General features: G+C 67.5%; 18 protein-coding genes, 2 tRNA genes and 2 pseudogenes. 3 read left to right on the top strand and 19 right to left on the bottom strand.

Annotation, left to right across the window (positions count from 1 at the left end):
- Positions 1–29: 29 nt before the first annotated feature.
- The 15 genes and pseudogenes from L1066_RS14950 to L1066_RS27820 form a co-directional block, all read right to left on the bottom strand.
- Positions 30–695, bottom strand: a complete 666-nt coding sequence (locus L1066_RS14950; protein WP_235737076.1) for a hypothetical protein — start codon at positions 693–695, stop codon at positions 30–32.
- 118 nt (positions 696–813) lie between these two features.
- Positions 814–2,082: an ATP-dependent Clp protease ATP-binding subunit ClpX gene (gene clpX, locus L1066_RS14945; RefSeq protein WP_235737075.1), complete on the bottom strand. Its 1,269-nt coding sequence runs from the start codon at positions 2,080–2,082 to the stop codon at positions 814–816.
- Between the two features lie 83 nt (positions 2,083–2,165).
- Positions 2,166–2,774 (bottom strand): ATP-dependent Clp protease proteolytic subunit, encoded by a 609-nt coding sequence (locus L1066_RS14940; protein ID WP_235737074.1) that lies wholly within the window; start codon positions 2,772–2,774, stop codon positions 2,166–2,168.
- A gap of 5 nt (positions 2,775–2,779) precedes the next feature.
- The gene (locus L1066_RS14935; RefSeq protein ID WP_235737111.1) at positions 2,780–3,367 is read right to left on the bottom strand and encodes an ATP-dependent Clp protease proteolytic subunit; all 588 of its coding nucleotides are present in this window, start codon (positions 3,365–3,367) and stop codon (positions 2,780–2,782) included.
- A gap of 135 nt (positions 3,368–3,502) precedes the next feature.
- On the bottom strand, positions 3,503–4,660 hold the full coding sequence (locus tag L1066_RS26830) for an esterase/lipase family protein (protein WP_235737073.1): 1,158 nt from the start codon (positions 4,658–4,660) through the stop codon (positions 3,503–3,505).
- Between the two features lie 52 nt (positions 4,661–4,712).
- Positions 4,713–5,636: an esterase/lipase family protein gene (locus L1066_RS14925; RefSeq protein ID WP_235737072.1), complete on the bottom strand. Its 924-nt coding sequence runs from the start codon at positions 5,634–5,636 to the stop codon at positions 4,713–4,715.
- 114 nt (positions 5,637–5,750) lie between these two features.
- Positions 5,751–7,145, bottom strand: a complete 1,395-nt coding sequence (gene tig / locus L1066_RS14920) for a trigger factor (protein WP_235737071.1) — start codon at positions 7,143–7,145, stop codon at positions 5,751–5,753.
- Between the two features lie 34 nt (positions 7,146–7,179).
- A tRNA-Pro gene (locus L1066_RS14915) sits at positions 7,180–7,252 on the bottom strand.
- A 27-nt stretch (positions 7,253–7,279) separates the two neighbouring features.
- A tRNA-Gly gene (locus L1066_RS14910) sits at positions 7,280–7,350 on the bottom strand.
- 167 nt (positions 7,351–7,517) lie between these two features.
- The gene (locus L1066_RS14905) at positions 7,518–8,000 is read right to left on the bottom strand and encodes a PP2C family protein-serine/threonine phosphatase (RefSeq protein WP_235737070.1); all 483 of its coding nucleotides are present in this window, start codon (positions 7,998–8,000) and stop codon (positions 7,518–7,520) included.
- Complete coding sequence (locus L1066_RS14900; RefSeq protein ID WP_235737069.1) at positions 7,925–8,590, bottom strand: hypothetical protein; 666 nt, start codon at positions 8,588–8,590, stop codon at positions 7,925–7,927. Before L1066_RS14900 ends, L1066_RS14905 begins: the two co-directional genes overlap by 76 nt.
- A 29-nt stretch (positions 8,591–8,619) precedes the next feature.
- Positions 8,620–9,461: pseudogene (locus tag L1066_RS14895) on the bottom strand (Fpg/Nei family DNA glycosylase).
- On the bottom strand, positions 9,454–9,963 hold the full coding sequence (locus L1066_RS14890; protein ID WP_235737068.1) for a ribose-5-phosphate isomerase: 510 nt from the start codon (positions 9,961–9,963) through the stop codon (positions 9,454–9,456). The pseudogene L1066_RS14895 and the gene L1066_RS14890 overlap by 8 nt, the downstream one beginning before the upstream one ends.
- 12 nt (positions 9,964–9,975) lie before the next feature.
- Positions 9,976–10,467 (bottom strand): alpha/beta hydrolase fold domain-containing protein, encoded by a 492-nt coding sequence (locus tag L1066_RS26825; RefSeq protein WP_312007873.1) that lies wholly within the window; start codon positions 10,465–10,467, stop codon positions 9,976–9,978.
- A gap of 80 nt (positions 10,468–10,547) precedes the next feature.
- A pseudogene (locus L1066_RS27820) lies at positions 10,548–10,634 on the bottom strand (alpha/beta hydrolase fold domain-containing protein); the annotation flags it as partial.
- Positions 10,635–10,664: 30 nt separating this feature from the next.
- Here L1066_RS27820 and L1066_RS27815 point away from each other — a divergent pair.
- Both L1066_RS27815 and L1066_RS14875 read left to right on the top strand, forming a co-directional pair.
- Positions 10,665–11,009, top strand: a complete 345-nt coding sequence (locus tag L1066_RS27815; RefSeq protein WP_235737116.1) for a hypothetical protein — start codon at positions 10,665–10,667, stop codon at positions 11,007–11,009.
- Between the two features lie 135 nt (positions 11,010–11,144).
- Complete coding sequence (locus tag L1066_RS14875; protein WP_235737067.1) at positions 11,145–11,888, top strand: SDR family NAD(P)-dependent oxidoreductase; 744 nt, start codon at positions 11,145–11,147, stop codon at positions 11,886–11,888.
- Between the two features lie 18 nt (positions 11,889–11,906).
- On the opposite strand, the gene metG is transcribed toward L1066_RS14875, so the two are convergent.
- The 4 genes from metG to L1066_RS14855 form a co-directional block, all read right to left on the bottom strand.
- Positions 11,907–13,703, bottom strand: coding sequence for a methionine--tRNA ligase (gene metG / locus L1066_RS14870; RefSeq protein ID WP_235737066.1), 1,797 nt, complete (start codon positions 13,701–13,703; stop codon positions 11,907–11,909).
- A 70-nt stretch (positions 13,704–13,773) separates the two neighbouring features.
- Positions 13,774–14,916 carry an N-acetylmuramoyl-L-alanine amidase gene (locus tag L1066_RS27810; RefSeq protein ID WP_235737065.1) on the bottom strand — a complete coding sequence of 381 codons (1,143 nt, stop codon included), beginning with the start codon at positions 14,914–14,916 and terminating at the stop codon, positions 13,774–13,776.
- A gap of 179 nt (positions 14,917–15,095) precedes the next feature.
- Positions 15,096–16,640 (bottom strand): CHAP domain-containing protein, encoded by a 1,545-nt coding sequence (locus tag L1066_RS14860; RefSeq protein ID WP_235737064.1) that lies wholly within the window; start codon positions 16,638–16,640, stop codon positions 15,096–15,098.
- Between the two features lie 210 nt (positions 16,641–16,850).
- The gene (locus tag L1066_RS14855) at positions 16,851–17,450 is read right to left on the bottom strand and encodes a mycothiol-dependent nitroreductase Rv2466c family protein (RefSeq protein WP_235737063.1); all 600 of its coding nucleotides are present in this window, start codon (positions 17,448–17,450) and stop codon (positions 16,851–16,853) included.
- 103 nt (positions 17,451–17,553) lie between these two features.
- Between L1066_RS14855 and pepN the strand changes: the two genes are divergently transcribed.
- Positions 17,554–20,322 (top strand): aminopeptidase N, encoded by a 2,769-nt coding sequence (pepN, locus tag L1066_RS14850; RefSeq protein WP_312007870.1) that lies wholly within the window; start codon positions 17,554–17,556, stop codon positions 20,320–20,322.
- Positions 20,323–22,002: the final 1,680 nt, after the last annotated feature.

The following is a 22,002-nucleotide window of genomic DNA, read 5'->3' as shown; positions in this document are numbered from 1 at the left end:
CATGCGTCCGTGAACTGCGGCTGCGAGGGTCAGCGTCGACTGCGGTGGTGCGAGGAGCGCTGACTGCGGTGGTGCGAGGAGCGCTGGTGTCCCCTGTCGGAGCGGCCCCGCGACTTGCGGCTCGAACTGCTCCGGTCGTGTCCCCGGTGACTCGAACTGCTCCGGTCGTGTCCCCGGTGGGAGGTGCTCCGTACGTTGCCGCGACGCTGGTCCGAGCGCTGCCCGCGGTGGTCGCGCCGGTGGCCACGGTCGGAATGGGTGTGGTTGCGGGTCCGGCTGCTGCCCGGGGTCGCCTTGGCCTTCTTGCGCGCGGCCTGCGAGGTGTCCTTGCCCGCCTTGTTGTTCGCCCCCTTGGCCGAGCGGGCCTTGTCCTTCTTCGCCTTGCTCGCGGTGGCCTTGCTCTTCTTGGTCTTGGTGCCCTTCGCCGTCGCGGCCCGGTTGCCGGCCGACGACGTGGAAGCGTCGTCGTCCGTGCCCGATCCGGTCTCACTGGGAAGTCGACCGCCCAACAGGGCGCGGAGACCGACGTCGCGGGGCGCGGCTTCATCGTCGACCCGAGCCTGGATCAAGATCTCGCCAGCCGACTCAACCGCGTCGTCGGTGCTGGCGGCCGCCATGAGTGAACCCGCCACGGTGGTGGCGAGCAACGCGAGGACGGCGAACGCCGCCAGCGGACCACGCTGTGCGTTCTTCATCTGCCTCACACCTCCCGAGAACGGCGAACCGGACCAGTATCCCAAGGATCACCCGGCGAGGTCCAACCGGCTCCGCAATATGGCCCGTTCGGGCCAGGCGGAACCGGGACCGCCACGGTCAGGCAGACTTCTTCTTCTTGCCCTCGTCGATCAGTTCGAGTTCCGGAGCCGCCTCGCCAGTCACGACCTCGGCAGTGACGATCACCTTGGCTACGTCGCTGCGGGAGGGCACGTCGTACATCACGTGGAGCAGGACCTCCTCGATGATGGCGCGCAGCCCCCGGGCTCCGGTGCCCCGCTCCAATGCCTTCTCCGCAACGGCGTTGATCGCATCGTCGGTGAACTCGAGATCGACGCCATCGATCTCGAAGAGCTTCTGGTACTGCTTGACGAGTGCATTCTTGGGCTCGGTCAGGATCTGCACCAGCGCCGGGCGGTCGAGCGGCGAGACGCTGGCGATCAGCGGGAGACGACCGATGAACTCGGGAATCAAGCCGAACTTGGTGAGGTCCTCAGGCCGCACCTGCGCCAGGAGGTCATCGGCGTCGCGCTCGGCCTGGCCACGCACCTCGGCCGTGAAGCCGAGGCTCTTCTTGCCGACCCGTTGCTCGATGATGTGATCGAGCCCGGCGAAGGCACCACCCACGATGAAGAGGATGTTGGTGGTGTCGATCTGGATGAACTCCTGGTGGGGGTGCTTGCGACCGCCCTGCGGTGGGACCGATGCAGAGGTGCCCTCCAGGATCTTCAGCAGTGCCTGCTGGACGCCTTCACCCGAGACGTCACGCGTGATCGAGGGGTTCTCGGCCTTGCGGGCCACCTTGTCGATCTCGTCGATGTAGATGATGCCGGTCTCGGCCTTCTTGACGTCGTAGTCGGCAGCTTGGATCAGCTTGAGCAGGATGTTCTCGACGTCCTCGCCGACATAGCCTGCCTCGGTCAGCGCCGTGGCATCGGCGATCGCGAAGGGGACGTTGAGCATCTTGGCCAACGTCTGCGCGAGGTAGGTCTTGCCACACCCGGTGGGCCCCATGACGAGGATGTTGGACTTGGCCACCTCGACGTTGTCGGCGCCCTTGCCGATCGTGGCGCCTGACTGCACGCGCTTGTAGTGGTTGTAGACCGCCACGGCGAGCGACTTCTTGGCCTGCTCCTGACCGATCACGTAGGAGTTGAGGAAATCGAAGATCTCCTTCGGCTTCGGCAGTTCCTCGAGGCCCACGTCGGAGCGCTCGGAGAGCTCCTCCTCGATGATCTCGTTGCAGAGGTCGATGCACTCGTCACATATGTAGACGCCGGGTCCGGCAATCAACTTCTTGACCTGCTTCTGGCTCTTCCCGCAGAACGAGCATTTGAGCAGGTCGCCCCCGTCCCCAATGCGTGCCACTGATAAGTCCCTTCCTCAACGTCAAACTCTGCCGACGGTACCCCGCGCCCGGCCCCACCCGGGGTCGGACACGGGGATCGAACTCATCCGAGTGCGGGAGTCGCCTTGCGGGACTCGAGCACCGAGTCGATCAGGCCGTACTCGACAGCCTGATCGGCGGTCAGGATCTTGTCACGTTCGATGTCGCGGCTGACCTCCTCGGCCGACTTGCCGCTGTGGTCAGCGAGCATCTTCTCAAGCAGCTGGCGCATCCGAATGATCTCGTTGGCCTGGATCTCCAGGTCGGAGATCTGGCCACCCTGACCCTCGGTGTAGGGCTGGTGGATCAGGATCCGGGCGTTGGGCAGCGCGAGCCGCTTGCCCGGGGCACCGGCCGCCAGCAGGACCGCGGCAGCCGAAGCGGCCTGGCCCATGCAGACGGTCTGCACGTCGGGCTTGATGAACTTCATCGTGTCGTAGATCGCCGTCAGCGCGGTGAACGAGCCACCGGGGCTGTTGATGTAGATGGAGATGTCACGCTCGGTGTCCATCGACTCCAGGCACAGCAGCTGCGCCATGACCGCGTTGGCGATGTCGTCGCTGATCGGGGTGCCCAGGAAGATGATCCGGTCCTCGAAGAGCTTGGCGTAGGGGTCGATGCGGCGGACGCCGTAGGAGGTGCGCTCTTCCCACTGGGGAATGTAGTAGTTCATGTGCCTCAGGCGTCCTTCTGCTCGGTCTCGCGGGCGTTGGTGATGACCTGGTCGATGAGGCCGTACTCCTTGGCCTGCTGCGGGGTGAACCAACGGTCGCGGTCGGAGTCGCGCTCGATCTCCTCGACGGAACGACCGGTGTGATGCGCGATCAGTTCACCGAGCTGCTTCTTCAGCAGCAGGCTCTGCTCCGCCTGGATCTTGATGTCGGAGGCGGAGCCGCCGATGCCGCCGGACGGCTGGTGCATCATGATGCGCGCGTGGGGCAGCGCGAAGCGCTTGCCCTCGGTGCCGGCACACAGGAGGAACTGCCCCATCGAGGCAGCCAGTCCCATCGCCACGGTGGCCACGTCGTTGGGGATGTAGTTCATCGTGTCGTAGATCGCCATGCCGGCGTCCACCGAGCCACCTGGGCTGTTGATGTGCAAGAAGATGTCTGCCTCGGGGTCCTCCGCCGAAAGCAGCAGCAGTTGCGCGCAGATCGCGTTGGCGTTCTGGTCACGCACCTCGGAACCGAGGAAGACGATCCGTTCGCGCAACAACCGCTGGTAGACGTTGTCGTCGAGTCCGTAGGACGGCAGGCCGCCGTTCATCTGAGGGCTGGGAATCTGGTTCACGAGACCGACACTAGACGGCAGGTCCGCCAAAACCACGGGGATCCGAGTGGTGTTCGCCCACAGCGGATTCGGCGCGGACGCCGAGAGGTTCGCGGGTGGGCGTCGAGTCGCTCAGGCGGAATCTGCCAGCCAGCCACGCAGGGCCGCGTGCACCCGGGGGTGGTTGAGGATGTCGAAATGGTCCGCGTTGGACACATGGAGCGTGTCGGCACGCGGGAAGAGGTCGCTGCCCGGCTGAGCCGACGGCACCTGCACCAAGAGGTCTCCCACCACACGGCCCACCGGATGGTCGGGCGAGCGGGTCAGCGAGGCGGACACCAGACGGAACCGGACGTGCTCCGGCGCCGGCAGGTCGGGAAGGCCCTGCTCGAGGTCGCGCACGCCGGCGGAACGCATCTCCAGGATCCGACCGACCGGGGCCGTCTCGGGGAGCCGGGCCAGCGCTGCGCACCCCCGGCTGATCCCGCGCGCAATCGGAGCGCCGAGATGGGGCGTCCCCAAGGTCACCACATCGGTGAGCAGGTCGGTCCAGGGGCGTTCGTGAGCAGTGGTCACCGCACTGGCCGCACGGTGGATGAGCCCACCCATCGAGTGGCCGATGAGAACGATCCGTTCCACCTGAACCGGCCAACCGGCGACCAGGTCCTGCAGGAGCGAGGAGACCGCTGCCCCGTTCTCCCGCACCGGCAGGCCGGTGTTGGAGCGCAGCAGCACCGGAGTCCAACCAGCCGCCACGAGCACCTCGAGGGTCGTGGGCACCCCCGGCCTGGAACGCCAGTTCCAGCAGGTCTCGTCCTCGGAGAGCCCGTGCAGGAGCACCGCCACCTTTCGACCCGGCTCGGGGAAGGCCGAGGCCAACCGGTCGAGCGGGACGTCGGCACCTCCGACCCGCACGGAGGTGGTGAGCGCGAGACGCGAACCCTCGGCCGCGAACCGGTCGCCGACCAGACCATTGAGCGACGTCCGCACGAAGATGCCCCGCGCACCGGCTTCCACGGGTGCACCGGCGCCCGCATCGGCGGCCACCTTGAGACCGAGCGCGGCACCGAGGAAACCGAGGCGCACGGACGTGTGGACGGTGCCGGCGATGGCGTCGTGGACCCGCCGGGCCACCGCCGCCGGAGGTCCGATGCGAGGTTCGAGGACGGAGAAGGTGCGCTGCGCGACTGCTCGGTGGGTGTCGCGGACGGTGTCGGCGACCAGCTCCTGCGCAGCAGTTGCCGCGAACGAGCACAGGTCGGTGACGCGAGCCTGGGTCGATGCGACCACGCTTCCTCCAAGGGCTTGAGTGAACATATGTTCACTCAAGTGGAGGGAAGGGTCAAGCCAACCAGCCGATCAGGGCTTGCTGCACCTCCGGGTGGTTGGCCAACGAGACGCCCGGCTCCTCGACGTGCACCACGGTCGCGGTCGGGAAGAGCTGACGGGCCACCCGGCGGCGCAGGGCGGCGCGGTCACGCCACCAGAGCAGGCTGCCCAGCAGCGAGCCGGCCACGTTGCGCTCGAGGCGTGCCGCGCGGGTGATGACGGTGTAGATCGCGCCGGGGATCGGCTCCACCTCGGGATCAGCTCGTTCGCTCCCCACGATGCCCGCGAGGTCCTCATCGAGCTGACGGCTGACGGCCAAGGAGCGTTCCCCGTCGGACCACAGATGCGGGGTGCCGAGCAGGACGACGTCGGAGACCTTCTCCTGCCAGGCATCGGATGTCCACGAACGCACCCCGGCGGCGGCCCTCAGCGCCAGTCCACCGTCACCGTGGGCAACCAGGGCGATCCGCTCCACGGGCTCGGGCCAGTGGTCGACGACCCGCTGCAGCAGTGCGCCGAGCTCAGCCGCTCGATCGAGGTCGCCGGACGGAGCGGCGGCACGCACATGGACCGGGGTCCAGTCCAACCGCGGGGCGAGCCGCGAGGCGTAGGTGCCGCCGTACTGCTCCTGGCCGACCTGCCAGACCGACTCGTCCTCGGTGGAGTCGGGCACGAACACCAGCAAGCGGCCGGTGGCATGGGGAAAGGAGACCATCAGCGTGGCCTCGCTCGGTTCCACGTCCCGGCCGGCGCTGCGCAGCACCGCCGACGTTCGCGACCTCGCCACGCGCCCCAACGGGCCCGCGGTCAGCGCGGGTGGCGCCTGACGCTGCACGAGCCGCCACCCGAAGCCGGCGGTGGAGCGCACGTAGGACCAACCCAGGCGTACGACGGCAGGCAGCGCAGCTCGCTCCACCTGCGGGGCTCCAGTGGTCATCCCGCGAGTCTTCCTGCAGGTGACCGCCCGAGCAAACCAACACACCGGGGTGAAAATGCGCGACCGCCGGTCGGTGCTGGGCACCGACCGGCGGTCGTGGTGGAACGGGTGGGATCACTCCGCGGCGGGAGCGTCCTCCTCGGTGTCGGCAGCCTCGTCGGCGACCTCGGCCGCCGGGTCGCCGATGGTGCCGTCCGGCAGCAGGTTCTTCAGCTCGACGGCTTCGCCACTCTCGTCGGTGACCACAGCGGCCTCGACGATCGTTGCGAGCGCCTTGCCACGCAGGATCTCCTGGACGAGGTCGGGGATGTGGTTGTGCTCGAACATGTGGTTCGCGAACTCCTGCGGGTCCTGACCGGACTGCTGGGCGCGACGCACCAGGTGCTGGGACAGCTCGTTCTGGTCGACACCGAGCTCCTCGGCCTTGGCGACCTTGTCGAGGATGAACTGCGCGGCAACGGCGTCGCGGACGCGGCGGTCGAGGTCGGCCTCGAACTCCTCCTGCGTCTGCTTCTCGTCCTCGAGGTACTTCTCCATGGTGAGACCGGAGTACATGAGCTGCTGCTCGATGTTCTCGCGGCGCGCATTGAGCTCGTCGGTGACCAGGGACTCGGGAAGCGGGATCTCGACCTTCTCCAGCAGCACCTCGAGCACCGCGTCGCGGGCAGCGGCAGCCTGCTCCAGGCGCTTGCCACGGGTGAGTCGCTCGCGCACGTCATCGGTGAGCTCACCGATGGTGTCGAACTCGGAGGCCAGCTGGGCGAACTCGTCGTCGGCCTCGGGGAGCTCCTGCTCCTGGACCTGGGTGACCGTGACCTCGACCTCGACGGGCTCGCCGACGAGGTTGCCACCGACCAGCTCGGAGGTGAAGGTCTTGGTGTCGTCGGCGTTCATGCCGGCGAGGGCCTCGTCGAGACCGTCGAGCATCCCGCCGCGGCCGACCTTGTAGGACATGCCGCTGACCTCGGCGCCCTCGACGACCTCGCCGTCCTGACGGGCAGTCAGGTCGATGGTGACGAAGTCACCATCGGCGGCCGCGCGCTCCACCGTCTTGAGGGTGCCGAAGCGCTCGCGCAGAGCCTGCAGCTGCTCCTCGACGTCGGCGTCGGCAACGGTCACGTCGTCGACCTTGGCCTCGATGCCGTCGTAGGCGGGCAGCTCGAAGTCGGGCTTGACGTCGACCTCGGCCGTGAACTCGAAGACCTCGTTGTCCTCCAGCTTGGTGACCTCGATCTCGGGCTGGCCGAGCGGCTCGAGCTCCGACTCCTGCAGCGCCTCGAAGTACTTCTGCGGGAGCGCCTCGTTGATCGCCTGGTCGAGCACTGCACCCCGGCCGATCTGACGGTCGATCACCATCGGCGGAACCTTGCCGCGGCGGAAGCCCGGCACGTTGATCTGCTTGGCGATCTGCTGGTAGGCCGCGTCGAGGCTCGGCTTGAGCTCCTCGAAGGGCACCTCGACGGTCAGCTTGGCCCGGGTCGGGCTCAAGGTCTCGACGGCGCTCTTCACAGGTGGTCTCCTCTGGTTCGGATTGGTGCACGTGTCGGGGCGACAGGACTCGAACCTGCGATCTCCTGCTCCCAAAGCAGGCGCGCTAGCCACTACGCTACGCCCCGCCAGGACCCCAATTGCAGGGTCCTCGGAGCGGATGACGGGAATCGAACCCGCGTAATCAGTTTGGAAGACTGAGGCTCTACCATTGAGCTACATCCGCGCACACGTGTTCCACGTGCGGAGCAATCGTGCCACATGGCGCCGAGCCCTCCCAATTCACCCCCGCCGGCCCATGGTGGGCACCCGGCTCGCGCGATTCCTCGCAACTTCCCCACTTCGGCGCGCAACCACTGCGACCTCGCGTGACAAGTTCCGCGACCTCGCGGGTCAGGTGCGGTGCACGAGCACGAGGGCGCGGTCGTCGTCGGGTGAACCGAGTTCGTCGACGAGGCGCTGGGCGCCGTACTGGTGGCCCTCCCCGAGGATCCTGTGCGCCCCATCGATGAGCCGGTCGATGCCCTGGGCCAGGTCGCGACCCGGGGACTCGACCATGCCGTCGGTGTAGATGACGACGGCGTCACCCGGAGCCAGGCTGCCACGTGCCACCTCGAACTCCGCCTCGTCGATCAGGCCGAGCAACGGCCCCTCCGGCTGATGGGCGCAGCTCTCACCGGAGAGGGCCTGGAGCTGGATCGCCGGCGGATGGCCCGCGCTGCGCAGCTCGAAGTCGCCGGAGTCCAGGTCGACGGTCAGGTGCACGCACGTGGCGAATCCCTCCATCCACTCCTGCCGGATCAGGTAGCGGTTGGCCGCCGGGAGGAACTCGGCGGACGGAATCTCACTGAGCAGTCCGGCGAAGGCGCCCGACAACAGCAGCGACTTGGTGCCGACTCCCTCCCCTTGCCCGAGACGTCGGCCACCACGAGGTCGATCATTCGGCCCCGGCGGGCGGCGAGGACCAGGTCGCCGGCGAACGGAGTGTCGCTCGCGGACCGCAACGCGGACTCGACGTACCAGCCTTCCGGCAGCGCCGGCAGACGCGCCTGGTGCAGGATCCGGTCACGCAGGTCGACGAGCATCGACTCGCCGCGCATGCCGCCGACGCCGAGCTCGGTGCGCCGGAACGACGTCACCATGATGATCAGTCCGACCACGAAGATCACCACGATGCCCGAGGCGATGCGTGGGGTGATGGTCGGCTGCCGGGTCATCGCCAGCACCAGCACCCCGAGCACGATGATCACGAACCACGGCAGGCGACGGGGCCCGAGGAGCACACTGCCGATGGTCAGCGGGATCAGCACGGACGTGAGCGGGAAGGAGCCCGGGAAACCGACGGAGATCACCGCCAGCACGACGGTGAAGATCGTCAGCAGCACCAGGATGGAGCCCTCGTCGGTGATCAGCCGTCGCAGCCCTCGCACATATCCGCGCCACCGCATGCGTGACTCAAGCGACATCCCAGCTCCTCCGACGGCCCGGGGCGAATCTAACCCGAAACGCGAGCACGTGAGCGGAAGACCGGCTGGCAACGGGGGCACCAGAACGAGTTGCGTCCGGCAAGTCCCTCGGTGCGCACGGTGCCTCCGCAGACCAGGCACGCCATGCCGGTGCGACGATAGACATACACCTCACCGCCGTGGTCGTCCTTGCGCGGCGGACGCCCCATCGCCTCCGGCGTGTGCTCGGGTCGGACGGTGTCGATGCGTCCGGTACGGACCCCTCCGTCATGAGCTCGGTGAGGTCGGCCCAGATCGCGGCGAACTGCGATCGGCGCAGGGTCCGTCCCGGGCGGAGGGGATGCATGTGGTGCCGGAAGAGCACCTCGGCGCGATAGACGTTGCCGACCCCTGCCAACACCGACTGGTCCATGAGCAGGTCACCGATGGTCCGGTCGCTGGTGGAGATCCGCCGCCACGCCCGCTCCGGGTCCGCGTCGGTGCGTAGCGGGTCGGGGCCGAGCGACGCCGCCACCTCCGTACGACGGGCCGGCCCCACGAGGTCGCACCGGGTGGCACCACGCAGGTCGGCGTACGCGCCACCGTCGTCGCGCACCAGCCGCAGCCGCACCTGCCCCACGGGCGGTGCCAACGGACCGGCGACCACGTCGAACCTGCCGATCAGCCCGAGGTGCACGTGCACCAGGCGTTCGTCGGCGAACTCGACGAAGAGCTGCTTGCCCCAGGCCTCCGCGCCGACCAGCTCGGTGCGGTCCACCAGGGCGGCATCTGCAGCGAAGCGTCCTTGTGGACTCGAGACGTGCACCCGATGGCCGGCGAACACGTCGGTGAGTTGTCCGGCCAGGCGATGGAGGGTGTGCCCCTCAGGCATCCGTGCTGCCGCGGAGCGCGGACTCCGGCAGCGGCGGCAGCTCGCCGTCGTGCTCGTACGTCGCCAACTGGTCGATGCGGCGGACGTGCCGCTCGTCGCCGGGGAAGGCAGTGGCGAGGAAGACCTCGATGAAGCGGGTCATCTCCTCGAGGGTGTGCATCCGGCCGCCCACCGAGATCACATTGGCGTCGTTGTGCTCACGGGCAAGGACGGCGGTCTCCTCCGACCACACCAGCGCCGAGCGGATGCCGGCGACCTTGTTGGCCGCCATCTGCTCACCGTTGCCCGAGCCGCCGATCACGACGCCGAGGCTGTCGAGGCCCTCGGCGCGGTCGGTGGCCACGCCCTCTGCGGCACGCAGGCAGAAGACGGGGTAGTCGTCGAGGGCGTCGTAGACGAAGGGGCCGTGGTCGATGACCTCGTGCCCCAGCTCCACGATCGCGTTAAGGAGGTGGTCCTTGAGTTCTAGTCCGGCATGGTCCGAGCCGAGGTGCACGCGCATGGAACAAGCCTCTCAGGAAGTGTGGCCGCCGCGCACCGCGGGTTCACGTTGCAGGACCATGTGCGCGAAGGCCGCCACCTGCCACTGGACCGGTGTGGCCACGGGAAAGACGTCCGGGTGACGCCAGAAGCCGTGGAGCTGCCCCAGCACCCGGCTGCCGAGCACCTCGACGCCGGACTCGGCCAAAAGGTGCACCAGGTGCTCCCCCTCGTCACGAAGCGGGTCGTGCTCGGAGGTGAGCACGAGCGTCGCCGGCAAGGTGTCGAGCACCTTCGATCGCAGTGGGGCGAGGTCGGGGTGCTCGAGGTCGGCCGGGGAGGCGGCGTACTGCTGCCAGTACCAGGCCGCCTCCGCGGGTTCGAACCCGTCGGCAGCGGTCCGGTAGGAGTCGAAGCGCTGCTCCGGGTCGAGGAAGGGGTAGACGAGCAGCACCGCCTCGAAGACACCGGGGTTGCGCAGCGCGGCGACCAACGCCAGGTTGCCACCGGCGCTGTCCCCGTGCACGAGCAGACGAGGTACCTCACCCAGTCCCCTCCCAGCACCCAGCGCACGACCCGGTCGACGTCGTCGGGAGCCGCCGGAAAGCGGTGCTCGGGCGGACGGCGGTAGTCGACGCTCAGGACCGGGACCCCGAGCCTGTTGGCGAAACCGCGCACCGCTCGGTCGTGCACCTCGACGTCGTTGAAGACGAAACCACCACCGTGGAGGTGCAGCACGAGCGCATCGGTACGTCCGGCCGGCCGGTAGTAGCGCCCCGGCACGCCGTCGGCATCGATGTCACGGACCTCGAGCACGGCTTCACGCTCCCGCCCCACCTCAGCGGCCCGGTCGGCGAGACGCGCCGCACCGATGTCGAAGCCGGGATCGGTCACGGACGGTCCGCCGGCGCTCGCCTCGACCGCGCGCCGCGCTTGGGGATGCAGGGCCATGCTCCGAACCCTAGGTCACGTTGGTCAGCGCTTGGCCGTCGCGAGCGTGGCATCCATGGCGCAGCTCCCCGGAGGCGCCGCACGCAGCAGGCCAGGACGTTGACCTACATGGCCTGATCGGCCCGGCCGCTGCTGTCCCGATCACTGGACCGGGAGACTCCGGTCACAACGCTGCTCGTCCTACTGTCACCGGGGCCAGCGACGGGCGCGGACCGACCACGCCCGGGCCACACGCAGGAGGAGTGCAACGACATGAGGCTCGAAGGCAAGGTTGCCATCGTCACCGGCGGCGCCGGAGGGATCGGCAAGGCCATCGTCCAGGCCTACGTCGACGAGGGCGCCAAGGTCCTCCTCGTCGACGTCAACGAGGAGGCCGGCCGTGACTTCGCAGCGAATCTCGGCGATGCCGCTCACTTCCTGGCGGCCGACCTGTCGGTCGAGGCCAATGCGGCGATCATCGTGAACACGGCGGTGGAGCACTTCGGCAAGCTGGACGTGTTGGTCAACAACGCCCACGCATCGCGCCAGGCACCGTTCGTCGAGACCTCGATGGCCGACTTCGACCTCTCCTTCGGCACCGGCTTCTGGCCGGTCTTCTGGCTGATGCGCGAGGCGCACCCGCACCTGCTCCAGACCAAGGGGTCCGTCATCAATTTCGCCTCCGGCGCCGGGTTGCGGGGCAACGTCACCCAGGCGGCGTACGCCGCGGCGAAGGAAGCCGTACGAGGCCTCAGCCGCGTGGCCGCCAACGAGTGGGCTGCTGACGGCATCAACGTCAACCTGATCTCCCCGCTCGCCCTCACCGAGGGAGTGGCGAACTTCATCGCCGCGCACCCCGAGCAGGAGAAGACCCTGACCAAGGGCACCCCGATGAAGCGACTGGGCGACCCGCGCAACGACATCGCACCCGTGGCCGTCTTCCTGGCCAGTGCCGACGCTCAGTACATGACCGGTCAGACGCTCATGACCGACGGCGGTTCGGTCATGCTTCGCTGACCGGTCCGGGCACGCCGTTCAGCTGCCGAGGCGCTCGAGCTCCTCGTCGATGATCGCCGGGTCGAGCTTGGTGAAGACCGGGGTCGGCTTGGCGACCGGCGTGCCCACCGCGACCGGGTGGCGCTGCCAGGACCGCACCTCGGCGTAGTCGCCGGTGATGATCGGGTAGGCCGCGCCCCCGTCGAGGTCCTCAGCCTCCACAATCCGGGGCATCGGCTGCACGTCGCCCTTGCCACCGAAGACCTCGTCCACCGCGTTGGCGGAGAAGGGCAGGAACGGTGAGAGCACCAGGTTGAGGTCGGCAACGCACTGTGCCATGACGTGCAGGATCGTGCCCAGGCGCTCCCGGTCGGCCGGGTCCTTGGCCAGGGTCCACGGGGCGGTGTCGGTGACATACTTGTTGACGTCGGCAACGGCTCGCATCGCCTCGGTGATCGCCGACTTCTGACGGTGCACCGCGATCTCGGAGCCGACGACACCGAAGGCGGTCTCGGTGGCCGCCAACACGGCCCGGTCCTGATCGGTGAGCTCACCGGCCGGCGGGATCTCACCGAAGTTCTTCGCGATGAGCGTGGCCGTGCGGTTGACCAGGTTGCCCCAGCCCGCAACGAGCTCGTCATTGGTACGCCGGACGAACTCCGCCCAGGTGAAGTCACTGTCCTGGTTCTCGGGGCCGGCCGCTGCCACGAAGTAGCGGAACGCATCGGGCTGGTAGCGGCTGAGCAGGTCGCGCACGTAGATGACGATCTTCTTGGACGAGGAGAACTTCTTGCCCTCCATCGTCAGGAACTCGCTCGAGACGACCTCGGTGGGCAGGTTGAGCTCGCCGTAGGAGCGCGCCTCGCCGCCCTTGGACCCCTTGCCGGAGTAGGCCAGCAGCTCCGCCGGCCAGATCTGGCTGTGGAAGGTGATGTTGTCCTTGCCCATGAAGTAGTAGGACAACGCCTCCGGCTCGTTCCACCACCGGCGCCAAGCTTCGGGATCGCCGCTGCGGCGGGCCCACTCGATCGAAGCGGAGAGATAGCCGATCACGGCGTCGAACCAGACGTAGAGCTTCTTCGTGGGGTTGTCCTGCCAGCCCTCGAGCGGGACCGCGATGCCCCAGTCGATGTCGCGCGTCATCGCGCGTGGCCGGATCTCCTTCAGGATGTTCTGGCTGAAGCGGATGACGTTGGGCCGCCAAGTGCCGGACCGCTCACGCTCGTCGAGCCACTCGGTGAGCGCCTCGGCCAACGCCGGAAGATCGAGGAAGAAGTGCTGCGTCTCGATGAACTCCGGGGTCTCGCCGTTGATCTTCGACCGCGGGTTGATGAGGTCGTGGGGATCGAGCTGGTTGCCACAGTTGTCGCACTGGTCGCCCCGGGCGCCGTCGGCGTCACAGATGGGGCAGGTGCCCTCGATGTAGCGGTCGGGAAGGGTGCGGCCCGTCGAGGGCGAGATCGCGCCGTACGTCGTCTGCTCGACGAAGTAGCCGTTCTCGTAGACCCCCAGGAAGAGTTCCTGGACCACCGCGTGGTGGTTGCGCGTGGTGGTGCGCGTGTAGAGGTCGTAGGAGATGCCCAGCGACGCGAGGTCCTCGGCGATCAACCGATGGTTGCGGTCTGCCAGCTGCTGGGGCGTGAGACCGGCCTCGTCGGCGGCGATGAGGATCGGGGTGCCGTGCTCGTCGGAGCCGGAGACCATGAGCACGTCGTGCCCCGCCATGCGCATGTATCTGCTGAAGACATCGGAGGGGACACCGAAACCGGCCACGTGGCCGATGTGGCGCGGCCCATTTGCGTAGGGCCAGGCGACAGCAGAAAGGACATGACTCATGCCCGGGAGTCTAGTGGTGTGGACCGATCTCCCCTCAGCCGGCGCGGCGAACCGCACCGCGCGACCGCGATCACGAGCGGAACTTGTTGAGGCGCTTCTGCGCGCGGTTGCGGATCTTGCCGAGGCGGTCGTAGAGCTGGGCACCGGGGCACGCCGTCTGGTTGGTGTCACGGTGGCCGTCGATCGCCGGGAGCTTGACCTTCGTCCCCGCCTTGTAGCGGTCACTGCCGGTGGAGGTGACCGTCACCTTCCCCTTGGCCTTGGGCGCGTTGTGCCGGTCCAGCTTCCACGCCGCGATCCGAGCGATCTTGACGAGCATCTGCTTGGTCGGCGTCGCCGTCTCGAAGTTGCCGATCACCGCGATCCCAGTGGAGTCGTTGTTGAAGCCCAGCGTGTGGGCACCGCGCACCAACTTGCCGGCGCCACCACTTCGTCCGACCCACATGCCGCCGTACTTGTCGACCAGGAAGTTGTAGCCGATGTCGAACCAGCCCAGGGTCTGGGTGTGGTAGCGCATCATGCCGCGGATGATGCCCGGGACCTCGGCCTTCGTGTAGTCGTTGCTGGACGCCGTGTGGTGGATGTGCACCTGGTTGAGCGACGTGTTGAAGGTGGGCTTGCCGTTGCGCCACTTGTTGTTGGGTCCCCACGCCTTGCGCTTCTTCAGGAGCCCGGGGCGCGGCACCTTGGTCCGCTTGGCCGGCGCGGCGGTGTTGGTGGTGGTGTTGTTGGCGTTGGTGTTCGCGGCATTGACGACCGGGGGCGTCTCGGTGGAGTTCGCCGCCGTGCGCGCGACCGTCGTCGTCTCCAGCTCGGGTCGCTGCAGCACCAGGCGAAGGTCGTCAGGGATCGCGCCGGTGGCGCGGAGCTGGACTCCGTCGGAGTCGCCCACCCAGACCAGGTCGCTGCCCTGCCGCTTGCTCGCCTCGGGACCGTCCGGTCCGTCGCCGAGCGGCTCGAGCTCCTGCCATCCGGTCCATTGGCCGTTGCTGCGGGTGCGCACCTCGACATCGCCGGCGGCGCCCTGCCAGGTCACCGCCACCTGGGAGAAGGTCTCGGTGTCCCAGGCGTCGAGCACCTGGACGTCGCTGCTGCTCAGGGAGCGCCGAGCGGCCGGGCCCTGGGCCGCGGTGCCGACGGGCAGGTCCAGGGCGGCGACACCCGAGCCGTCGGCGGCGAGGGCGAGTTCATCAGCACCCGGCGGCGCAATCACCGCGTTGGCGTTCGAGGCGGCACCGCCGAGGGGGCCATCAGCCCGACGGTGAGCAGCAGCGCTGCGCTGGTCTTGATGTGTCGTCCTCGAGTCATGCTGGTCGATCTCCGTCTCCTGGCGCTCAGCGCCGGTGTGATGTCTGCTGCTGTCGTTTGCTCACTTGACCTGGACCTTGCTCTTCACTGTCTTGGCGCCCTTGATCGGAAGGGCCGGGAGGAGCCGCGCCTTGACCGGGCGCGCCCCTTCTTCAGTCCCTCCACCCGGACCTTGGCCTTGCCGTTGACCAGTTCCGCACGGACCTTCTGCTTGCCCACCTTCACCATGACGGTGCCCGAGAGGCCGCTGACCCCGGGGGCCGAGCCCTTCACGTGGACGACGGCGGCGCCCTTCTTGCCCACCGGCTCCGCCGTGAGGACGGGCTTGGTGAAGGCCGCCTTCGCGACGTCGGTCAGGGACGTCGCCGGGCGATGGGACTTCAGGGTCGCGGTGGTCTGCACCCGCAGGACCCGACCGAGGTCCGCACCCTGCACGACGTACGTCGGCCCGGTGCCGACCTGCTTCCCGTCCCGGAGCCAGGTGATCGTGGTGGTCGCGTCGGTCGGGCTGACCTTGCCCGGCGTTGCGGTGAGGGTGTCGCCCACTCTCGGCTTTCCGGTGACCTTGGTCGGCGCCGAGAGCTCGGTCGCCCCCGCCACCACGGGCTCGGTCGCCGCCGTGTCCTTGGCCGCCTTCACGTAACCCGGCCCGTTCACGACCACCCGGACGTGGATCCGTGCGTCGACCTGCGCCTCGGTGAGCGTCAACTTCGTGCCGGTCACGTTGGCACCGGTCGGGTCCGTGATGCGCTTGCCGTCGGCGAACCACTTGACGTTGACCTTGTTGGGCGACGGGGTCCACGCGTTGGTCGTGAGTTCGAGCGTCTCGTCCAGTTCCGGCGCCCCGTTGAGCACCGGCTCATCGATCGGTGCGAACTCACCCTTCTCGACCGCCTTCGTGGCCGGAGCCGAGGCAGTTGCCGGGGTGAAGCCGTCACGGCTCGCGGTGATCGTGGCAGTGAGCTTCTTGCCGACCTGCGCCGGCGCGACGGTGAAGCTCGCCTTGTTCGCCCCCGGGATCGCGACCCCGTCGGCGTACCACTGACGGCCGATCGTCGTCGGCTTGCCGTCCCACTTGGCACCCGCCGTCTTCACGGTCGCCCCCACCTTCGCGGTGCCCTGGATCGTCGGGGCGGCCGTCGAGGTGATCGTGCGGTCGTTGAAGTGGATGAAGCCCGACGGCCACGAGGAACTGCTCTTCGTGATCCGTCGCCAGCTGAAGTCGCCGCCCCAGCTGTCCTGGGAGACGATGATCTCGGTGCTGGAGACGACCTTCTCGACGTAGGCGACGTGTCCGGCGCTGCCGACGCCGCCCTGACCGGCCTTCCACCACGCGACCGACCCCACGGTGGGCGTGGTGTCGGTGATGCTCTTCATGGCCACGCCCCAGTTGGTGGCGTTGCCACTGCCGGTCCACGGCCGCTCCGAGGAATAGCCGTTCTGGATGAGGCGGTAGGCGACGTAGTTGGTGCAGTTGTGGCCGGAATACATCCGCCACCACATCTTGCTCGCGTTCTGCTTGTAGTTCGCGTGGCTGTAGCCGGCCTTCTGGCAGCCGTCATAGCCCCAGCACAGGTACGACGTCACCGCCGCCGTGCCGGAGCCGACAGGGACAAGGAGGCTGGCCATCAATCCCACCAGCGCCAGTAACCACACACGCAACATTGGCCTCACGAGGCGTCAGTATGCACATGTCAAGCACCGACACGCTATGCAGTCCAATTAATTACAGCCATGTAACTCTCTTCGCCCGCCTGAAACAGCGACGAACCGGCCTCCGTCCCGACTCACTGAGTGGGACGAAGACCGGTTCCGCCAAGGCTGCACCGAGACCGCGGGTCAGGAGAAGTCGAGCTCCGCCGTACGCGAGCGCTTGAGCTCGAAGAAGTAGGGATAGCCAGCCAGGGTGACCGTGGCGTCCCACAACTCCCCTGCCGACTCTCCGCGCGGGATGGACGTGAGCACGGGGCCGAAGAACGCAGCGCCGTTGATGGAGATGACCGGGGTGCCGACCTCTTGGCCGACCTGGTCCATGCCCTCGTGGTGGGAACGCTTCACGTCGTCATCGAACTCGGAGGAGTCGGTCGCCTCGAGCAGCTCGGCAGGCAGGCCGACCTCGGCCAGCGCCTCCGCCAGGAGCTTCTCATCGAGCTCGCGACCGCCCGGGTGCACCCGATTGCCGATTGCCGTGTAGAGCGGCAGCAGCACCTCGTTGCCGTGGGCCTTCTCTGCGGCGAGGAGCATCCGCACCGGCTTCCAGGCACCCTCGAGCATCTCGCGGTAGTCGTCAGGGATGTCCTTGTCCTGGTTGAGGTAGGCGAGGCTCATGACGTGCCATGAGACCTCGACGTCACGGACCTGCTCCACCTCGAGCATCCAGCGGGAGGTGATCCAGGCGAAGGGGCACAGGGGGTCGAACCAGAAGTCTGCTCTGTTCATGTCTGGGGCAACGCCCGGCGCCGCCGGGTTGTTCCGCGGAGTCTTCGGACCGCAGCGGTAACGATTGGATCAACGCTCACCTTGGCGTGTCATGATGCCGGACATGCCTGGAACCAACCTCACTCGCGAAGAGGCGCAGACCCGCGCGGCACTCCTCGACGTCCAGTCCTACACCGTCGATCTCGACCTGACCACGTCGGAGACCACGTTCGGCTCGACCACCACCATCCGGTTCACCAGCCGGGAGGCGGGAGCGTCGACGTTCGCCGACCTGGTGGGGGCGACGGTCCACGAGATCACCCTCAACGGGCGCTCGCTCGACCCCGCGACGGCGTACGCCGACAGCCGGATCCAGCTCGACGGCCTCGCCGAGGACAACGAACTCGTCGTGCGCGCGGACTGCACCTACAGCCATTCCGGCGAAGGTCTGCACCGGTTCGTCGACCCCGTCGACGACCGCGTCTACCTCTATTCGCAGTTCGAGGTGCCCGATGCTCGCCGCGTCTACACCACCTTCGAGCAACCAGACCTCAAGAGCGTCTTCACCTTCAACGTCGTCGCGCCGGAGCACTGGAAGGTCGTCTCCAACGCCCCCACCCCGAAGCCGGACCCCCTGGGGCGCGGCACCGCGGTATGGAACTTCCCCGCGACCAAGCGCATGTCGACCTACATCACCGCGCTGGTCGCCGGTGAGTACCACGAGGTCCAGGACGTCTACGAGGGCAAGCACGGCACCATCCCGCTGGGTCACTACTGCCGCCAGTCGCTCGTCGCGCACCTCGACCGCGAGGAGCTGGTGAAGCTGACCCGGGCCGGCTTCGAGTTCTTCGAGGACGCCTTCGACTTCCCCTACCCGTTCGAGAAGTACGACCAGCTCTACGTGCCCGAATACAACATGGGCGCGATGGAGAACGCTGGCTGCGTGACGCTGCGCGACGAGTATCTTCCCCGTTCCCGTCAGCCCCGGTCGTTCTACGAGTTCCGCTGCTCGGTGATCCTCCACGAAATGGCCCACATGTGGTTCGGCGACCTCGTCACCATGAAGTGGTGGGACGACCTGTGGCTCAACGAGTCCTTCGCCGAGTGGGCGTGCTACCACGCCGAGGTCGAGGCGACGGAGTACACCGATTCCTGGACCGGCTTCGCCAACGCGCGCAAGCAGACCGGCTACCGCCAGGACCAGATGCCGTCGACCCACCCGATCGCCGCCGACAACTACGACCTGCAGGCCGTCGAGGTCAACTTCGACATGATCACCTACGCCAAGGGCGCCTCGGTGCTCAAGCAACTGGTGGCCTGGGTGGGCCTCGACCCGTTCCTGGCCGGGCTGCGCCAGTACTTCAAGGACTTCGCCTATGCGAACTCCGAGTTCACCGACCTGCTCGCCGCGCTCGAGAAGGCTTCCGGCCGAGAGCTCCAGGGCTGGGCCAACGAGTGGCTGCAGACCGCGGGAGTCAACACGCTGACGCCCCAGTTCGAGCTCGACTCGGACGGCAACTACACCTCGTTCTCCGTGGCGCAGAGCGCCCACCCCGACTGGCCGACGCTGCGTCGCCACCGCATCGGGGTCGGCTTGTACGACGCCGTGACCGACTCCGACGGCAACACGCGTCTGGTTCGTCGCGAGTCCGTCGAGGTCGATGTCGACGGTGAGCTCACCGAGATCCCGGCGCTCGTGGGCGTCAAGCAGCCCGACCTGCTCCTGCTCAACGACGACGACCTCACCTATGCCAAGATCCGGCTCGACGAGCGCTCGCTGGCCACCTTGATGTCGGGGCTCTCGAGCCTTGAGGACTCCCTGGCCCGAGCCCTGTGCTGGGGTGCGGCGTGGGACATGACCCGTGATGCCGAGCTCCCGGCGACCGACTTCGTGCGCCTCGTGCTGGCCAACATCGGCTCCGAGACCGACGCCTGGGGCGTCACCCGGATCCCGACCTACGCCGCTCAGGCCGTGTCGCTGATGACGGCGCCGGAGCACCGGGCAGCCCTGTCGACCGAATGGGAACAGGGCCTGCGTGGCCTCCTCCAGACGGCCGAACCGGGCAGCGATGCCCAACTCACCTTCGCCCGCTCCTACGCAGCGGCAGCCTCGTCCGAGGCCGCCCTGACCGATCTCGGAGCCCTGCTCGACGGCAGGCTCGTGTTCGATGGTCTGGCCGTCGACCAGGACCTCCGCTGGTCGCTGATCAGCGGCCTCGCCCGCAACGGCTCGGCAGCCGGTCGGATCGACACCGAGCTCGAAGGTGACAACACGATCTCGGGCCAGGAACGCGCGGCTGCAGCGCGCGCCGTACAGCCGACGCCGGAGGCGAAGGAGGCGGCGTTCCAGGCGACCTTCGTCGACCCCACGACACCCAACGAGACACACCGCTCCATCGTGCTCGCCTTCGCACCCAGCGGCCAGGATGACGTGCTGGCGCCGTACGTCGACCGCTACTTCGAGGCCGCCGACACGCTCTGGGAGCACCTCGGCACCCACAAGGCGTCGGTCGCCCTCGAGTACGGCTTCCCCCGCGCCCTGGCCTCGGAGGAGCTCCTGGCCAAGGTCGACGCGTGGCTGGAGCGGACCCCCGCTCCCCGGCCGCCAAGCGCTACGCCATCGAAGGACGCGCCGACGTCGAGCGCTTCCTCGCCGCCCAGCGCCGCGACGCCCAAGCCGACTGACGCCACCCGCGCCTGGGCACCCGCGACCGGGCACCCGCGACTGGGCACCCGCGACTGGGCACCCGCGACTGGACACCCGCGACTGGACACCCAACGAACGGGACCCGACGACAGGACCCGACGACGAAGCGCCCCGGCCCCGACCGCACCCGGTCGGCCCGGGGCGCTTCCGCCTCACCTTCCCCGGTGGAAAGCAGATCGTCCCTAACAGATTTGTAGTTTTCGGCTGGAAACTACAAATCTGTTAGGGAACGATCTGCTCCACCGGGAAATGTGAAAGGCCGGCCGACCGGAGGCGGGCAGGCCGGCAAACTTCGTCGTCGGGTCTGGCTTCGTCGGGATCATTAGTGTCCAGTCGCAGGCGCCGGTCACGGTGCCCAGTCGCGGGAAGTTCGCAGTCTCTGCCGTCTCAAAATGTTTACAAAAATATCTTGCATCTCATCGCCTGTCGCTCGGTCGGCGCCGGCGCTGGCGCGACCGAGCGAAGTTCAGCTCAGCACGCGTCGACAGGCGGAGCCAGGGCATGGCGCACAGGCGACCGGCCCCTGTCAGGCAAGCATGGCGCCAGCCCGCATCATCCCTGGCCGCTGGACTGAGGAGAGCACCTGTCGTGTCATGGGTGTGGTTGAGGTGCCGCCGTTTTCAGCTCCTCTCCCCCTCCGGCGTCCGGCAGACCGCCCTCTGGCCCGGGTCACCTTCGGCTCGGTGTCGATCCGCGCCGGGCGCGCGATCGGGACTGGTCGTGCAGCCCGGACCATCAGTACGAGCCTGCCCCGTCGGCGAGCTCCGAGAATCGACTCGGGCGCGCAGGAACAGGCGAGCGAAACGTGGTTGGGCATCGCTGCCCGGAACTGGGTCGACCCTGTTACACCCTTCGGTCGGCAAGACTGCCCGATAGCGGCGCCGTCATCAGCGACGCAGCCTGAGCGGCGTAGGATCGAGTGTACGCCCCAGGCGGCTGAACGTGTCGCCGAGATGACACAGATCAAATGTCCCCGCCCAAACACAGAAATTTCGAGACCACACACTCCGAGGCGGCACATCGTCGACGGCCAGCAGAGCGCTTCGTCGAGCCGCGTTGCATCTTGGCATAGACCTGAGTCGTCATGGAGATCGACCGGCGAGGCAGGTCAGCCTTGGCGCCCAGCTTCCGGATCTCAATCCTGCGTCGGCGCATCGACCTCGACGGACTCGCGACAGACCAGCATGTTGCCGTCTGGCGTCCCGTCGGGAATGGCGCTCTGCGCCACAGGCGGAAGCGGATGACCCTCGAGTCGAGCTCGAACTGGAGCGTCGGCCCGCGGTGCCAGCCGCTCACCCAGCCCTGGGAGAAGCTACTCGGCCGGCGCGGCAGATCGGCACTAGAGGAAAGTCGCAGGCTACTGGCCCGGCCAAGCTAGGCCGCGTTCGCCGGGTTACTGGCGCTGAAGATCCATGGCAGAAGTTGATTCGACAGCCTGAGGTCATGGTGTCGGCGGCGATCGAATGGGTCGACGGCGTGGTGATGCGCGTTATCAGTGCCGTTAAGCGCCGACCTCGGCGTGTGAGCCGCCCACTCGTTTGAAGGATTGTGTGCGGAGAAATCACCGGCAGCAGAATAAATGCCGAGAGATACTCGTCGCGCCGTCACGGCCGCAATTCCGCGTCCAAAAAACCGCGTCTCTGTCTATTTAAACGGCAAACCTGGTCATTTTTTTCTCGAGCAAATTTAAACGTCGCAACCGGCTTAAAATAAAAAATTTGTTTCTTTTTCCCGGCACGACGGTGATCTGAGTGAAACCTCGGCAAAATCTGTTTGTCGAAAAATGATGTCATTACAAACAAACAAACTTCTCAAACTACAAAATCAAAATAGATGGCGGCTGCTGCGCTGGCACGTGACATTCCA

Source organism: Nocardioides alcanivorans, assembly GCF_021555175.1.
GTDB lineage: Bacteria > Actinomycetota > Actinomycetes > Propionibacteriales > Nocardioidaceae > Nocardioides > Nocardioides alcanivorans.
The sequence above is the reverse complement of the archived record's forward strand: the minus strand, read 5'-3'. Positions and strand labels throughout refer to the sequence as shown.

Excerpts from the sequence above, each read along its gene's own strand:
- L1066_RS14950 (WP_235737076.1), bottom strand. The coding sequence starts at position 695 with ATGAAGAACGCACAGCGTGGTCCGCTGGCGGCGTTCGCCGTCCTCGCG.
- L1066_RS14940 (WP_235737074.1), bottom strand. The coding sequence starts at position 2,774 with ATGAACTACTACATTCCCCAGTGGGAAGAGCGCACCTCCTACGGCGTC.
- L1066_RS14935 (WP_235737111.1), bottom strand. The coding sequence starts at position 3,367 with ATGAACGGCGGCCTGCCGTCCTACGGACTCGACGACAACGTCTACCAG.
- L1066_RS14925 (WP_235737072.1), bottom strand. The coding sequence starts at position 5,636 with ATGACCACTGGAGCCCCGCAGGTGGAGCGAGCTGCGCTGCCTGCCGTC.
- L1066_RS14900 (WP_235737069.1), bottom strand. The coding sequence starts at position 8,590 with ATGTCGCTTGAGTCACGCATGCGGTGGCGCGGATATGTGCGAGGGCTG.
- L1066_RS14890 (WP_235737068.1), bottom strand. The coding sequence starts at position 9,963 with ATGCGCGTGCACCTCGGCTCGGACCATGCCGGACTAGAACTCAAGGAC.
- L1066_RS14875 (WP_235737067.1), top strand. The coding sequence starts at position 11,145 with ATGAGGCTCGAAGGCAAGGTTGCCATCGTCACCGGCGGCGCCGGAGGG.
- metG (WP_235737066.1), bottom strand. The coding sequence starts at position 13,703 with ATGAGTCATGTCCTTTCTGCTGTCGCCTGGCCCTACGCAAATGGGCCG.
- L1066_RS14860 (WP_235737064.1), bottom strand. The coding sequence starts at position 16,640 with ATGGCCAGCCTCCTTGTCCCTGTCGGCTCCGGCACGGCGGCGGTGACG.
- L1066_RS14855 (WP_235737063.1), bottom strand. The coding sequence starts at position 17,450 with ATGAACAGAGCAGACTTCTGGTTCGACCCCCTGTGCCCCTTCGCCTGG.
- pepN (WP_312007870.1), top strand. The coding sequence starts at position 17,554 with ATGCCTGGAACCAACCTCACTCGCGAAGAGGCGCAGACCCGCGCGGCA.